Consider the following 15,067-nt stretch of genomic DNA (forward strand, 5'->3'; position numbering starts at 1 on the left):
GTAATGGCGATTCATATCGAATACAGCGGTATAAAAATCTTTTACTTCTCCGCTTATGTTTCTGGCTACCGTAAGAGCCTTAAGAAACACTTCGGGAAGGATAACGGCGGAGCCAAAGTTCAAGTAAACACCTCCAGCATTGAGTTTTGCCACCATATTGCAGAAAATGCGGAAATCCCTCAAAGAACAATCTCCAATAGCTTTGCCATCTGCACAAGGGGTTTGGTGAATGATATCTGTACCTATGGCAACGTGTACAGTAACTGGGATATTGTATTTATACGCCATTCCTAAAAGAGAAAGGTCACGGTTGGGAGCTTTGCGCATAATCTCCTCGCCTACTGCTTCACCTAAGCCCATCCCGGCTTTGCTGCCATTGGTAATGCAAGTGTTTATTCCATAAGATGTTTCAAAAGCCATACCAAAGGAACCATCGGCGAGAGATTTGGATACATCTTCCGAAGTCTTTCCCCAAAAGGCAATCTCATAATCGTGAATTACAACGGAACCGTTTACCGCCACCGCTGCCACATAACCTGCTTGCATCAGCTCTATGATAAGGGGAGCAAGTCCGCATTTGATAACGTGTCCGCCCATACCAATAATAATGGGCTTCCCTTTGGTTTTAGCTTGTTTACATGCTTGAACAAGTTCCCGAATATCTTTGGCACTCAATATTCCTGGCAGACAGTCCAGCAAAGGACTAGTATCCACTTTTCCTATCTGGGCAAAATGCCCTGTTTCCACTTTGCTGACACGCTCGGCAATAGAGTAAGTTTTCAGTTTTCTAAGATCTATTTCGTCGTATTTGCTCACGGTAACGTTCCTCTTCGCTAAAAATGCAGCCACAATACTGTTGACGATACATTCCTGCTTCCTTAGAGAGCCGGATTCCTTCCTGCCACAGTTTACGCCAATCTTCATAGAAGAACTGAATATTGTATTGGTTCGCCAGTTCTTCGCATATTGCAATGATGCGCTCATGGTTTTGATAGCGGCTATACAGCAGGGTGGTGCTAAAAGCTGTAAAGCCTTTTTCTGATGCCGTTTTTGCCGTAGCTTCCAAGCGGATTCTGTAGCAATATTCACAACGGTCATCAATCTTATCTAAAGTATTTTGTAAAAAATCAAGCAGCCCGTAATCGTCTTGCTCAATAAGCTCGAAACCTTCTTTGGCGGCATATTCTCTCAACGTATTGCGCCGTTTTTGATATTCATAAAGGGGGTGGATATTGGGATTATACCAAAAAGCAGCCGGCTGATATCCTCGTTCCTTGAGCTTAGTAAGCGGGGCAATCAAGCAAGGGGCGCAGCAAGTGTGGATTAGTAGCTTAGTCACGTTTATAATGGGGCAATTCGGGTGGAAGGATTATAGAAAACTCTACCAATCCGGCGATGTTTCCATCCTTATACCATGCTTGTTGGTGAATCAATTTCTTCATGCCGGCTTTTTCTATCGTATAGGTGTGCGGTTCTCCGCTTTTCAGCATATTCCTGATCATCTCTATGCTGCGAGGCTGATGACAGTCATATAAGCTTTCGCCAATGCGATCTTTGCCGCCGAACGTGGCTTTTGCTTTGTTGTTCATCTCAATGATAATGCCGTCTACATCGCATACGGTAATAGAAACGGGCAGTTCCTTTACCCAATCTTTCATTTAGAACTCTTTGAGTAGGTTGGAAGCCACAATAGAGCGTTGAATTTGATTGGTTCCTTCATATATCTGCAAAATCTTGGCATCGCGCATCATCTTTTCAACGGGATATTCTTTCATGTAGCCGTATCCACCCAAAATCTGTACGGCATCGGTGGTAACCTTCATGGCTACATCGCTGGCAAAGTATTTGCACATGGCGCTTTCTTTGGCATAGTTACGCGCTCCGGAATCCACCATCTTGGCAGTTTGAAATACTAAAGCTCGCGCTGCTTCGATCTGAGTTGCCATATCTGCCAACATGAATTGAATTGCCTGAAAACTGGAGATCGGCTTGCCAAATTGTTGACGCTCCTTGGAATAGCGCGCAGCAGCCTCGAAAGCACCGCGGGCAATTCCCACAGCCTGAGAGCCAACCATCGGGCGAGATTTATCGAATACTTTCATGGCGGTAATAAATCCTGTGCCTTCGCGACCTAAAAGGTTAGATGCCGGCACTTTGCAATCTTCAAAAATCAATTCTCTGGTTGCGCTGGAACGGATGCCCATCTTGTTCTCTTTTTTCCCAAATGAGAATCCCGGTGTGTCTTTTTCCACGATAAAGCAGGAGCAGCCTCTGGCACCCTTAGTCTTATCGGTCATAGCAAAAACGGTATAAATCCCGGCTTCCCCTCCGTTGGTAATCCACTGTTTGGTACCATTGAGGATGTAATAGTCGCCTTCTTTACGCGCTGTAGTTTCGATAGCACCGGCGTCACTTCCGGCGTTGGCTTCGGTTAGAGCGAAAGCGGCAAGCTGTTCTCCTGCTGCAATAATAGGCAGATATTTTTGTTTTTGTTCTTCAGAACCGGCAATTAGGATGGGGTACATTCCCAAGCCCGTTGCTCCAAATGCAAGTGCAATTCCGGCATCTACGGTACAAAGTTCTTCGGTAACTACAGCCAGATCCATCACTTTGCCACTAATCCCATCATATTCTTCAGGGATCAGGACAGCAAATAGGTCGCTTTGACGCATCACTTCAACGATATCCCAGGGGAAAATGCCTTCTTGGTCGTAATGTTCAGAAAGTGGTTTCATCTTTTCATTGGCAATTCTGCGAGCAATTTCCTGCATTTCAAGTTGGTCATCGGTTAAAAAGTAATCCATGTGTATCTCCTATAATTGATTATAACTTAGTAAAAGAACATCATTCAGGGAGAAGCGGATATGTGTCAAGCGTAAAGTTGGTATTTTCCGATTTTGGCTGGGATGCGTCATTCCTTACTCTTGGGATACTAATTGGCGACCAAAACATTGTTACACTATATCATCCACATGGATTAACCACTGCTTCAAGCTATTATTAAAGAAGGTTAGTCCCGAGATTATCCTGTATATTAGGGATGATATCTGCTTGAAACATTGATAATTCTTCGTTAATGCCTTGAGTGTCTTATAACGCTAATCTCATAGGTGGAAACACACATTTCTATTGACTTAATTCTGGATTTCGAAAATATGCGCATAAACATATAATTCCATACATAAAGGGAGAATCAATGGCTTACAACAAGATGAAAACAGATCTGCAAAACCTTTTTGTAGAACTAAAAGAACAAGGGCTTTACAAAAACGAACGTATCCTCACAACTCCTCAGGGAGCCGAAATCGGCGTTGCTGGTGGCGGTAAAGCCTTGAATTTTTGTGCTAACAACTACTTAGGCTTGGGCAACCATCCCGAAGTGATCAAATCCTCTCAAGAGATCATGAGTTCTTGGGGTTACGGTCTGGCCTCCGTGCGTTTTATCTGTGGAACTCAACAGATTCACAAAGATCTGGAAGCAGCGGTCAGCAATTTTTTACAAACAGAGGATACAATCCTTTATGCAGCTTGTTTCGACGCTAATGGCGGTGTGTTTGAGCCACTCTTGGGCGAGGATAGCGCCCTTATATCCGACGAATTGAATCATGCCTCCATTATCGATGGAGTTCGTTTGTGCAAAGCAAAACGCTATCGTTATAAACATTCCAATATGCAAGAACTCGAAGATGCCTTGAAAGATGCTCAGGACATGAGATATCGCCTAATTTGCACCGATGGTGTGTTTTCGATGGATGGAGACATGGCAAAGCTGGACGAAATCTGCGATTTGGCAGATAAATACGATGCGTTAGTGATGGTAGACGATAGTCATGCCACCGGATATATAGGGAAAACAGGACGCGGTACCCCCGAACAGTTTGGCGTTCAAGATAGAGTGGATATTATTACCACAACTTTTGGTAAAGCCATGGGGGGTGGAAACGGTGGTTGCACCAGCGGACGCAAAGAGATTATTGAGCTTTTACGCCAGCGTAGCCGTCCCTACCTATTCTCTAACACACTCGCCCCGGCGATAGTGGGAGCTACGATGAAAGTGTTGGATCTGCTCAGCAGCTCAACCGAACTGCGCGACAAAGTATGGGATAACGCCAAGTATTTCCGTGCGAAGATGATTGATGCAGGTTTTGATATCGTATCCGGCAATACAGCCATAGTTCCGGTTATGCTTTACGATGCGCCTTTGGCAATAAAGATGGCAGATATGCTGCTTAAAGAAGGTGTGTACGTAATAGGATTTGTATATCCTGTGGTTCCAAAAGGCAAAGCTCGCATAAGAGTGCAGCTTTCTGCCGCTCACAGCCGCGCAGATCTAGATAGAACCGTTGCTGCTTTTATTAAAGTAGGCAAAGAACTCGGACTCATAAAATAGCTTTTAGATTACGATGCGCAAAGGGGTGATATTTTTAGTGCCGGTTCCTATTGGGAATCTAAAAGATATCACCCTCAGAGCGCTGGAGCTACTTGCCCAAGTTCGCCTGATTGCTTGTGAAGATACTCGCAAGACGGCTTTTCTGCTTAATCATTTTGAAATTGAGCCGCCCAAACTGCTCAGTTTTCATAAATTCAACGAACGTAGCAGAGAGAAAAGTATCTTTGCGTACTTGGAAAAGGGAGAGGATCTTGCCATTGTATCAGATGCGGGATCTCCTGCTATATCCGATCCTGCGCAGGCTTTGGTTGCTGAAGCCATTAACCGAGATTACACTGTACAGGCGCTACCAGGCGCTACGGCGCTTATTCCCGCTCTGTGCGTTTCCGGCTTCAATACTCAAGCTTTCCAGTTTTTAGGCTTTCTGCCTCCCAAAAGAAAAGAGCGGGACTTTGTGCTAAGGCAAGTTGCCCAATACCCTCATCCCAGCATTATATATGAGAGCGTACATCATTTAAAGACGACTTTGGCCGAAATGCTGTGCTACTTTCCAGAACGGAAAATAGCCATTGCCCGCGAAATTTCAAAACTACACGAAGAGTGTGTTAGAGGCAAATTGCAGGAGATAGTAGAGGAATACAAGATCACCGAAAAGGGTGAATTTGTAATAGTAGTGGATGCTGCGCCGGCTCTTGAGATAAAGTTTCCCAATGCAGAAGCAGAAAAAATGCTTCAAACTGGGGCTGGCAAGAAGAGTAAGGACTTAGCTGCAGAGCTTTCGGATCGCTTTGGCATTAGTAAAAATACGGCCTACAAATACGTTCTAGAGCACCGCAAATGAGCTTGCCTTTTTTACTGTTTGATTTTGATGGAACTATAGCGGATTCCATCCATTTGGGGTTGAAGATTGCCAACCATCTGGCACCCAGATTTGGTTTGGATACCCTTAGTGAGGAAGATTTTGCCAAAGTGCGTAGCATGAGCATTCCCAAGGCTCTTAAATACCTAAAGATTCCCTTTTATAAATTGCCCAAGTTGATTCCTACGGCACTGATAGAATATCGCCATCTCATTCACGAACTGGAACCGTTTGTAGGTATTCGGGAAATGCTGCAAGAGCTTAATTCAATGCAATGTCCCATGGCACTGTTAAGCTCGAATAGCAACGAAAACGTCTGGTATTTTTTGCAACATCACCATTTAAACCATTTCAACTGGGTAGAAGGTACTTCCGGCATCTTAAAGAAACACAATAGCATCAGGAAACAACTAAAAAAACACAAGCTAAAAAGCGATAACGTAATCTATGTAGGCGATGAGATTAGAGATATTATCGCTGCTCATAAATGTGGTTTGCGCATTATATCGGTAAGTTGGGGGTTTCACACTACAGACTTGTTGGTGCAAAAGGATCCCGATTATCTGGTGGATAAGCCTTACCAAATTGTAGAAGTAGTAAAAAAGCTTATTCATACTGATTTATCATGACTTTCTTATCCAGCTTGCCACTTGAGTGATTTAAGGGAGGTTAGCAATGTGCGGAATTGCCGGAATCGTAAGCGTTAGCAATCAACAGAAGATAGATTACAATATCCTTAAGCAGATGACTAAGCAGATTGTTCATCGCGGACCTCATGATGAAGGTTATATGCTTTTCGATATTGCCGGGAAGCGCGCCATGCCTTTCTGTGGTAAAGATAGCAGCCTGGAAGTAAAAGGACATATGACTGAATGTGCTGGAGATCCAACGGCAGGGCTGGGGTTCGGTTTTCGCCGTCTGCCTACCGTTGAACTCCAGGAAAGTGGTCATCAACCTATGTACGATGAGGAACTGGGACTTAGCATAATTTTTAACGGTGAAATCTACAATCACATTCAACTTAGAGCAGAACTACAAGCTAAAGGCTACCAATTCTTCAGCCATAGCGATACAGAAGTAATCATTAAGGCATTTCATGCTTGGGGCGATGAATGTGTTTACCGATTAAACGGCATGTGGGCGTTCAGTATATGGGATTTGAAAAGCAAGAGACTTTTCATGAGTCGAGACCGTTTTGGCATCAAACCATTTTATTTTTGCCGCGTAGGAGATATGCTGTATTGGGGCTCGGAAATTAAGCAATTGCTAGAAGCTCCGCTCAAGCGAGAGTTAAACCACGCCATGATTTGGCGCAGCATGAAGATTAATTCTCTTATGGCTTACGACGATGAAACTTACTGGCAGGAAGTTCAGGTGCTTAAACCCGGGCACAATATGATTGTTCATGAGGGTAGTGTTCGCTTAGAGGAATACTACCATCTGGATATTGAGAATTTTGAGCGAAATGACATGGGTTTTGAAGAGGCAAAAGCAAAGTATCGCGAGTTATTCTTAGACAGCCTTAAACTGCAACTGCGTAGCGACGTTCCGGTAGCAGCGGCACTTTCGGGGGGTATGGATTCTGGTGCTATTGTCTGTTCTGCAGCACACATGCTACCCTATCGCTTGCGTACTTTTTCGGTTTTTTACGACGATGATCCTCTCTTTGACGAACGCCCCTACATAGAGATAATTGCTGCCCATACCGGAGTGCAAACCAACTATATATCTCCCCATTCCGACGATGCTATCGCCTGGTGGAAGCACTCAGTTTGGTTAAATGATCTTCCGGTGGCTTCAGGCTTTGTAAGTCAGTATGCTTTAATGCAGAAAACCCATCAAGAAGGCATTAGAGTACTGCTCTCCGGGCAAGGCTCAGATGAGATCTCCGGCGGATACCGTCATGCTACTTATCGTTATTTCGCCGATCTGTTACGAAGTTTTAAATGGCATGGGTTTGGTAGAGAAATCGTTCATTTCGTGAATAAGCATCCTCTAAAAGCTTTAGCAGATTTGGGCAAGATTGCCATGAGTACGGCTTTGCCAGAATCTGCCCTTTATGATCTGGAATCCCGCTATTACCGTTTCGAACCGTTTCATCGTGATTTTGTGAAATCTGCTCAAGACGAAGCAGGAGGTAAGCTATTACGTAGCATCGGCAATATCGAGGGCTCGCGTCTGGCGAATTTTCTGTATAACATGATGCACAGCACCTCGCTACAGACATTGTTGCATTTTGAAGATCGCATGAGTATGGGACATAGCGTAGAAAGCAGAGTGCCGTTTTTAGATCACCGGCTGGTGGAATTTGTATTTAGTCTTCCCGCCCATTATAAGATTCAGCCTCCATATCAAAAAGTATTGCATCGCAAAGCCCTACAAGATTGTGTCCCATCCGAGATTTTCTCTCGAAAAACTAAAGGGATATTTGGCAGTCCCTTTTATAGCAATTGGATGAGAGGTCCCTTGCGAGGCTATATAGAAGATATTTTGTATTCAAGTCAGTTTCGGAACCGTAGCATCTGGAATCTTCCACAAATCCATCAACGCTGGCAAAAGTATCTGGCAGGTAATAGTAGCGATGCCGAGATGCTTTTCAACATAATATCGCTGGAATTGTGGTTCCGAGTATTTACAGAGGAAAAATGAAACTAAAATCTATCTTTGTTGCTGTACTGGTGACAATGCTTTTTGGCGGGTGTCGCTTCTTTTTCAAAACGCCCACAGTGGAAAAGATCCAAGACCTGAAAGTACAATCCATTTCTGTGGATCATACTCTGTTAGTAGTCTCAATAATTGTTCACAATCCCAATTCATATAATATCCGTTTGAGCAAACTGGATCTTGATCTATTGAATATGAACCGGGAACGAGTGGGCATGGCAGTGTTGCAAAAAGATATCGAACTACCGGGCAAGAAAAGCATCAATTTGGATTTTACGGTACGCATTCAAACCCGTCCCCTGATCCAAATGGTGAGTAGCATTAACCACGACCTGCAATTCTTCATCTCTGGAAAAGGTGAAGGGAAGGCAATGGGAATCTCCAAGAAGTTCGATTTTGAAGAGTCCTACTGCTTGGAAATCAAAGACCATCTGATGCACATTATTCCCAGCCTTAATGCCGGAGGGCAGGATCTGTTTAAGCTTACCAGAACTTATGTAGATAATTATGGCTTAAGCAAATCTATGTTGAATGCAGAGTTTATTCTGCTTAATCCATACGGCTTCAGTTTCAATCTGAAAGGCTTTCCCGCAGAAATCTTCATCAATGGTAAAAAAGTAGGCTCGGGAAACCTAAAAAGCCAATTGAATTTCAATGAAGATGTGTTTTACAGGGATGGCAGTATGGTTTTCGAACTCTCAAACCTAAAATCCGCTTTTGGCGCAGTGAAGGGAGTATTTAAGGGAGAAGTGAAATACACTGTAAAAGGTACAATACTTATCGATGCCATGGGCTTAGATATGAGTACTCCTTACGAATATGAAGGCTCAATTCCGCTTAGTATGTGGGATCTTCTTTTGAATTGATCCATCACTGTTGGCATTTTCGCACTAGAAGCTTCATCTTTAAGTTTACTAATATGGTTAAATGCTATGCCCACATCCATTAAAGGTCTGTGATCTTTATAGCAACTGCTATCTGCCACCCCAATGCCCTAAGGTGGCGTAATTTTTATTGGGAGTTCCACACTGATAAGCCAATTATTTCTTGACAAAGGACTTAGTAAGAAAGTATTGTAATAGATTAAGTCTATTATTTTATAGTAAGCTTAGATCTGACGAATTTTTTTGCCAAAACCAATGATACTAATATAAGGAGAGTTTATGCCCGGCTTACAGGTATGTGAACTTTGTAAGAGCTATGCGAATAAACTGGTTGCAGATCATATCAGTTTTTCTGTGCAAAGTGGTGAGATCATGGGTTTTTTGGGACCCAATGGAGCGGGGAAAACAACAACTATTCGCATGATTATGGGTATTACTGCCCCAGATAGCGGTAAGATTGAGTTTTTGGATCAGAAAAGTCAGGGAATTCCGTGTTCTGCAATTGGCTATCTGCCGGAAGAACGAGGTTTGTACAAGGAATCCAAAGTGATCGGCATCTTACGGTTTCTGGCAGGGCTGAAAGGCGTGGATAGGAATACGGCAACCCAGCGAGCATATAAATGGCTGAAGAAGTTTGATTTAACTGCATACGCCAATCGTAAAGTGGAAGAACTCTCGAAAGGCATGGCACAAAAAGTCCAATTTATCGCTACGGTAATTCACGAGCCCCAGTATATAATATTGGATGAACCTTTTTCAGGTCTGGACCCCGTAAGCCAAGATACTTTTAAGTACGAGTTAAGAGCTTTGGCAGATAGTGGCGTCACTATCTTACTTTCTTCACATCAAATGAACATTCTGGAAGAGCTTTGCGATAAGATATTCCTCATCAATCACGGAAAGGAGCTTTTCTTTGGCAGGATCACTGATTTACAGGATCTTTATGGCAGTTTTGCAATAAAACTGAAGCTGAAGGATATGGCAGAGGCAGAAATGCAACGACTATCAGCATTACCTACGGTGGCAAGTGTAGTCCAAAATGGACAGAATTCAGTGGAGCTTCTCATGAAAGAGGGAATGAATCCTCAAAGCCTACTTAAAGAGATTCCAGTAGATATTGGTCTATCGGAACTGAGCTTGGCAAAAACAAGCTTGCATGAGATTTTTGTAAAGATAGCCAAGGAGGCAAGCGATGAAAAGTGATACTTTAAAGATCGCTAAATGGGAATTGATGCGGTACCTTACTAACAAGCAGTATCTCATCAGCTTGGTGATAACTCCGGTAATAATAGTAGCCCTAATGGCAATTCCTACTCTGTTGGCAATATTGGATAAACCACGCGAAACTACTTTCTACATAGTTGATGAGCTGGGGATATTGGAACAATTACGAGCCGGGATTGCAGAGCCTCACATTATCTTGAAAGAAGCAGAAGATATTGATGATCTACCCGAACAGATATACAATGAAAAGGCATCTGGCTATATTCTGATTGATAGGGATTTTTGGCATAGCGGAGAAATAAGCTATTATTACAACAAGTTGAATCATGAAGAACTGGGGCTAATTCGCTCTGTTTTAAACGGTATGCTTGGTGCACATCGCATGCAAGAGCTTGGCTTAGATGAAGAGGAGCTAGCGTTTCTTAAGGAGGAAGTAAAGGTTACCCGCAACGCTTTGGAAAAAGCGGAAACCTTGGATAAAAACGTAATAGTGGTTTCGGTAGTATTCATGGCTTTGGTGTTTATTATGATCTTCTCCGCAGGTACGATGCTGATGCAGAGTGCGCTGCAAGAGCGCCGGGACAGAATGGCTGAGATTGTACTTTCATCCATCAAACCCGCTAGCTTGATGCAAGGCAAGATAATCGGTCACTTTCTGTTGGCATTTATCCAGATTGTCTTTTGGCTGTTTGTCAGCATTCCCGGAGTCATCTATTTTCTAAACTTTCCTGTATTTGACGCTCTTCAAGCCAGCCGACTGGGGATGGTATTTTTCTTTGGCTTGGGTGGATATATGCTATATAGCTCAATCTATGTTAGCATTGGAGCCACAATGGACGATATGCAAAGCGCTGGGAATACTCAAAGCCTGGCAATGATGTTGCCCATGTTTTCCATCCTCTTTGTTGCGCCTATAATAGAGAATCCCGATGGCTTGGTATCCAGATTTGCCAGCTTGTTTCCACTCACCAGTCCTATGGCTGTGGTGATAAGATCGGTATTTGTAAAAATCCCACTGTGGGAGATACTTCTAAGCGCAGTATTGCTTTTAGCATCCATATATTTAATTTCCCGATTGGCAGCCAAAATCTTCCGCGTTGGTATGTTAATGTATGGTAAAACGGCGAATTTTGGTGAAATGATGCGCTGGCTGCGATACAAAGATTAAGCTACCGTATTATTTTACGGAGGGAATGCCTTAGACCACCATCTATCAGGGGCTAAAATCTGTTGGCTTGTTTTTTGGCGGCAAGGTAAAAAAACATGTGGAGGTATTGTATAATAAGGCAGTTAATATATGGTCAGGAGTTATCTGCTGATATAGATGTATACACGAAGTAAGGGATTGTGGTTAGACTCTATCCTATAAGCCAGGGCAATGTTTTTTTTCCTTGACGGAAACAGCGTTTCTAAAATTAATGCTATAACATAGAAAATCTATCTGATAATAAGCAAGGAGAAATAATGGTCAAGCTGAGACTGAGACGGATGGGAGCTGGAAATCAGCCCTTTTACCGGATTGTTGCCGTGGATTCTCGCGTAAAACAATGTGGTAAATACTTGGAATGTGTGGGTTGGTATGACCCCAAGCCGGATCCCTCTAAAATCAATATCGAAACAGAACGCGCGATTTACTGGCTTTCTGTAGGTGCACAGCCTACTGATACAGTACGTTCACTGTTGCGTAAAGCCGGAATATTACAGATCTGGCACGAACGAAAAATCGCCAAAGCAGAATAACAAACAGGATATCGAGGTGAAGCATGAAAGATCTCATTGAATTCATGGTTAAAGCTCTTGTGGACGATCCCAGTGAAGTGTCAATCACCGAGATCACTGGTGGTAAGGTAACAATATTTGAACTTCGTGTAGCTAAAACCGATATAGGAAAGGTAATAGGGAAACGAGGACGTACAGCTGGAGCTATCCGCACAATTATTAACGCAGTATCTACCAAGCAAGGAAAGCGCGCCGAACTGGAAATCATTGAGTAAATGACTGCCCCTCACCTTATCGGAATAGGCAGACTGGGCGGAAGGGACAGCGACGGTTGGCACCATGTGATGATCAAGCCGGAATATAAAGAAGGCTTTAATCACATAGAAGAGCTGTATTTGATCTTTGAAGAAAATAGAGTGTTTTACGTAACTATATGCGATAAGAAGCTACGTGATAAAAAGATGTGGGTGCGATTTGCAGAAGACGGCATAGCCGAAGAACGCAAACTCCACAAAGAAGCCATCCTAGCCCTGGAAGATGATAGTGAAGAATCAGATGATGAAACGCTATTGGGGCATGATGCCGTGTATGAAGGTAACCTGCTCGGGTGTGTGGTGGATGTATTTTTTAATGGAGCTCAGGATGTATTGGTTATAGCCACAGATCTCGAGATTGAATTGATGGTACCTTTTGTGGATCACTATCTTGAAGATGAAGGGATGCAGAGCGACGTAATCTTCCTTAGAAACATGGAAGACTTGTTGGCTGCTAACGGCATGACCATCAGAGACGGGTTATTGTTAATTAACCAAGATGAAAATTGATGTATTAAGCCTCTTTCCGGAGGCATTTACCAGTTTTTTGGGTACCAGCATTGTATCTAGAGCAATCCAAAAAAAAGCGATAGTAGTGGAATTGGATGATATCCGGGCTTATAGCACGGATAAACACCATTGTGTAGATGACTATCCTTACGGTGGATTTGCCGGTATGGTGGCTACTCCTCAACCGCTTTGGGATGCAATTCAAGCCAAATTGAAGGCAGGTCCTGCTCCGGTTATTTACTTTACACCGCAGGGAAGACGGTTAGATCAGAAGATTTTGCTCAATTATGCCAGTGAATCACACTTGATTCTAGTATGTGGGCATTACAAAGAAATAGATCAGCGCATACGCCGTTTAGCGGTAAGTGATGAAATATCTTTGGGAGACTTTGTGCTAAGTGGTGGAGAACTGGCGGCACAAGTGTTTATTGATGGACTGGCAAGATTGCAAGAGGGTGTATTGAGTGATATCGAAAGTGCAAAAAGCGATTCTTTTTATTATGGCAAGCTTGGATTTCCGTGTTATACCCGACCAGAACAATTTATGGGACAACAAGTTCCTGCAGTGTTAAGGGAAGGGAATCACGCAAAAATTGAACAATGGGCAGTAGCCCAAGCAGAACTTTTAACTAAAATCCGCAGACCGGATTTATGTGAACATAACCCTAAGGGAAATAAGTAACCAATCAGGAAAGCGGGGATCCAAAATCATTACAATTACTGTTACGCGCGGAACTTACCGGCAATACCGGTGTTTTGAGAAGCCTGCCCACAATCGGCATGGCATTGATAAGGTTCAGAATCACAGCGCTCAGCCGGGTTTTATGCGCAGAAACCTAGTTTGGTAATTGAGCTGTGCTTTGCGCCGCGCCAAACAACTCAGGATCCTGCTTCTCCGAGTATATATATGGGAGGAACCCAATGGATATTCTGCAACAAATAGGCAGAGACCAAATCAGAACCGACTTTCCGGAATACCGAGTTGGAGACACCGTGAAAGTCCATTATAAAATAAAAGAAGGCAGCAAGGAACGTATCCAGGTTTTTCAGGGTATCGTGATCCAAAAACGTGGAGTTGGCGTTTCCAAATCCTTCACCGTACGAAAAGTTTCAAGTGGCGTGGGAGTGGAAAGAGTATTTCCCCAAAACTCACCCAATATCGATAAGCTTGAAATTATACGCCATGGCCAAGTTCGCAGAGCGAAGCTCTTCTATCTGCGTCAGGCTAAGGGAAAAGCGGGGAGAATCAAAGAACGCAGAAGATTTACCGCTTAGTTACCGTAAAACACTCATTCGCCCCTTGGTTCAATTTGTATCGAGGGGCTTTCTCTTTTAGCAAAGGAGTGTTATGAAGAGAATACTATATTACAGCACGCCGGGGATAGTTTTGGAAATTGAAATAGAAGAAGAAACCATTATGGGCATTTCATTTTGTACAAAAGCACTTAACAAGCTGGTGGAATCTGATTTTGAGCAACAGATTATCCGGCAATTTGATGAGTATTTTAAAGGTGTTCGCAAGCAGTTTGATTTACCATATTTTGCCACTGGAACACCCTTTCAGCTTATGGTGTGGGAAGAATTACTCAAGATTCCATACGGCAAAACAATTTGCTATCAGGATTTGGCAAGCCGAATTGGAAATCCTCCTGCTCAACGTGCAGTTGGGAATGCATTGAATAAAAATCCAATGGCGATAATTATTCCCTGTCATAGAGTAATAGCAAAATCTGGGGAAATTGGTGGCTTTGCTGTAGGCAAAAAGATTAAGAGGATGCTGCTAGCAATAGAACACAAGTATGGAGAATCATTATGATAGTTGGAATTGGAGTAGATATTGTAAATGTAGGGCGGGTAGCCAGATTAATAAACACAAATCCCCGCTTTACTGAAAAAGTGTTTACCCCTAATGAAGCTAGCTATGCCAATTCTAAAGCATCTCCGGCACAAAGCTATGCTGCACGTTTTGCTGCAAAAGAGGCGTTCATGAAGGCCTTGGGAACGGGTTGGGATAAGGGAGTTTCATGGCGAGACATGGAAATCTTGAACACCGATTCCGGTAAACCAGAGCTGTATTTATCTGGTATTACTAAGCAATTGGCAGAACAAATGGGAGTATTGAATATACAAATATCATTGAGCCACGAAAAAGAATACGCAATTGCCCAAGTAGTTTTAGAAGGATGAAATAGCTCCAACATATAGGAAACTAAGTAAGATAGAGGAAGTGTTATCCTAGCTGCGTAAGGCAGTACTTGCAACGGAATATGATATCTAATAAACTTAGTTGTTCTCCATCTTTTTGCGAATCTTAGTAAGTTCTTCCAAGATAGCTTGAAATATGCCATTATCAATCGTTTGAGCAATTGGTTTCTGCGGCAAATCCGAGTCGGGCATTTGGATATGACTCATTATAAGTTCTTTGATGGCGTCACAATCATGCATACCATACATAAGCAATTCTGCCCTGGAGCCTTCAGGACCGGCAACTCCAGCAGTCTGA

General features: G+C 43.1%; 20 protein-coding genes. 15 read left to right on the top strand and 5 right to left on the bottom strand.

What is annotated here, in order from left to right; genetic code table 11:
* The 4 genes from LHW48_04685 to LHW48_04700 form a co-directional block, all read right to left on the bottom strand.
* A partial coding sequence (locus LHW48_04685; GenBank protein MCB5259758.1) for a hypothetical protein occupies positions 1 to 816 on the bottom strand: 816 nt, incomplete at its 3' end.
* On the bottom strand, positions 788 to 1,345 hold the full coding sequence (locus LHW48_04690) for an epoxyqueuosine reductase QueH (protein MCB5259759.1): 558 nt from the start codon (positions 1,343 to 1,345) through the stop codon (positions 788 to 790). The genes LHW48_04685 and LHW48_04690, both read right to left, overlap by 29 nt.
* Complete coding sequence (locus LHW48_04695) at positions 1,332 to 1,658, bottom strand: PAS sensor protein (GenBank protein ID MCB5259760.1); 327 nt, start codon at positions 1,656 to 1,658, stop codon at positions 1,332 to 1,334. Before LHW48_04695 ends, LHW48_04690 begins: the two co-directional genes overlap by 14 nt.
* Positions 1,659 to 2,804, bottom strand: a complete 1,146-nt coding sequence (locus LHW48_04700) for an acyl-CoA dehydrogenase family protein (GenBank protein MCB5259761.1) — start codon at positions 2,802 to 2,804, stop codon at positions 1,659 to 1,661.
* Positions 2,805 to 2,866: 62 nt separating this feature from the next.
* On the opposite strand from LHW48_04700, the gene LHW48_04705 reads away from it, so the two are divergent.
* The 15 genes from LHW48_04705 to LHW48_04775 all read left to right on the top strand — a co-directional run bounded on the left by LHW48_04705 (position 2,867) and on the right by LHW48_04775 (position 14,751).
* Positions 2,867 to 3,004, top strand: a complete 138-nt coding sequence (locus LHW48_04705) for a hypothetical protein (protein ID MCB5259762.1) — start codon at positions 2,867 to 2,869, stop codon at positions 3,002 to 3,004.
* Between the two features lie 192 nt (positions 3,005 to 3,196).
* Complete coding sequence (gene kbl, locus LHW48_04710) at positions 3,197 to 4,390, top strand: glycine C-acetyltransferase (GenBank protein MCB5259763.1); 1,194 nt, start codon at positions 3,197 to 3,199, stop codon at positions 4,388 to 4,390.
* Between the two features lie 13 nt (positions 4,391 to 4,403).
* On the top strand, positions 4,404 to 5,231 hold the full coding sequence (gene rsmI / locus LHW48_04715) for a 16S rRNA (cytidine(1402)-2'-O)-methyltransferase (GenBank protein ID MCB5259764.1): 828 nt from the start codon (positions 4,404 to 4,406) through the stop codon (positions 5,229 to 5,231).
* Positions 5,228 to 5,878 (top strand): HAD-IA family hydrolase, encoded by a 651-nt coding sequence (locus LHW48_04720; protein MCB5259765.1) that lies wholly within the window; start codon positions 5,228 to 5,230, stop codon positions 5,876 to 5,878. The genes rsmI and LHW48_04720 overlap by 4 nt, the downstream gene beginning before the upstream one ends.
* A gap of 46 nt (positions 5,879 to 5,924) precedes the next feature.
* Positions 5,925 to 7,898 (top strand): asparagine synthase (glutamine-hydrolyzing), encoded by a 1,974-nt coding sequence (gene asnB, locus LHW48_04725; GenBank protein ID MCB5259766.1) that lies wholly within the window; start codon positions 5,925 to 5,927, stop codon positions 7,896 to 7,898.
* Complete coding sequence (locus LHW48_04730) at positions 7,895 to 8,779, top strand: hypothetical protein (GenBank protein ID MCB5259767.1); 885 nt, start codon at positions 7,895 to 7,897, stop codon at positions 8,777 to 8,779. The genes asnB and LHW48_04730 overlap by 4 nt, the downstream gene beginning before the upstream one ends.
* A 297-nt stretch (positions 8,780 to 9,076) precedes the next feature.
* Positions 9,077 to 10,000: an ATP-binding cassette domain-containing protein gene (locus LHW48_04735; protein ID MCB5259768.1), complete on the top strand. Its 924-nt coding sequence runs from the start codon at positions 9,077 to 9,079 to the stop codon at positions 9,998 to 10,000.
* A complete protein-coding gene (locus tag LHW48_04740; GenBank protein ID MCB5259769.1) occupies positions 9,990 to 11,189 on the top strand; it encodes an ABC transporter permease in 1,200 nt (399 codons plus the stop codon). Before LHW48_04735 ends, LHW48_04740 begins: the two co-directional genes overlap by 11 nt.
* A gap of 296 nt (positions 11,190 to 11,485) precedes the next feature.
* Complete coding sequence (rpsP, locus tag LHW48_04745; protein ID MCB5259770.1) at positions 11,486 to 11,761, top strand: 30S ribosomal protein S16; 276 nt, start codon at positions 11,486 to 11,488, stop codon at positions 11,759 to 11,761.
* A gap of 23 nt (positions 11,762 to 11,784) precedes the next feature.
* Entirely contained in the window at positions 11,785 to 12,015 is a 231-nt protein-coding gene (locus LHW48_04750; protein ID MCB5259771.1) for a KH domain-containing protein, read from the top strand.
* A complete protein-coding gene (locus LHW48_04755) occupies positions 12,016 to 12,564 on the top strand; it encodes a hypothetical protein (protein ID MCB5259772.1) in 549 nt (182 codons plus the stop codon).
* A complete protein-coding gene (gene trmD / locus LHW48_04760) occupies positions 12,554 to 13,246 on the top strand; it encodes a tRNA (guanosine(37)-N1)-methyltransferase TrmD (protein ID MCB5259773.1) in 693 nt (230 codons plus the stop codon). Before LHW48_04755 ends, trmD begins: the two co-directional genes overlap by 11 nt.
* 239 nt (positions 13,247 to 13,485) lie before the next feature.
* Positions 13,486 to 13,839 carry a 50S ribosomal protein L19 gene (rplS, locus tag LHW48_04765; GenBank protein ID MCB5259774.1) on the top strand — a complete coding sequence of 118 codons (354 nt, stop codon included), beginning with the start codon at positions 13,486 to 13,488 and terminating at the stop codon, positions 13,837 to 13,839.
* A gap of 73 nt (positions 13,840 to 13,912) precedes the next feature.
* On the top strand, positions 13,913 to 14,380 hold the full coding sequence (locus LHW48_04770) for a methylated-DNA--[protein]-cysteine S-methyltransferase (protein MCB5259775.1): 468 nt from the start codon (positions 13,913 to 13,915) through the stop codon (positions 14,378 to 14,380).
* Positions 14,377 to 14,751 carry a holo-ACP synthase gene (locus LHW48_04775; GenBank protein MCB5259776.1) on the top strand — a complete coding sequence of 125 codons (375 nt, stop codon included), beginning with the start codon at positions 14,377 to 14,379 and terminating at the stop codon, positions 14,749 to 14,751. The genes LHW48_04770 and LHW48_04775 overlap by 4 nt, the downstream gene beginning before the upstream one ends.
* 96 nt (positions 14,752 to 14,847) lie before the next feature.
* Here LHW48_04775 and LHW48_04780 read toward each other — a convergent pair.
* The coding region (locus tag LHW48_04780) for a hypothetical protein (protein ID MCB5259777.1) at positions 14,848 to 15,067 on the bottom strand (220 nt) is incomplete at its 5' end.

The sequence above is a fragment of the Candidatus Cloacimonadota bacterium genome, from assembly GCA_020532355.1.
GTDB lineage: Bacteria > Cloacimonadota > Cloacimonadia > Cloacimonadales > Cloacimonadaceae > UBA5456.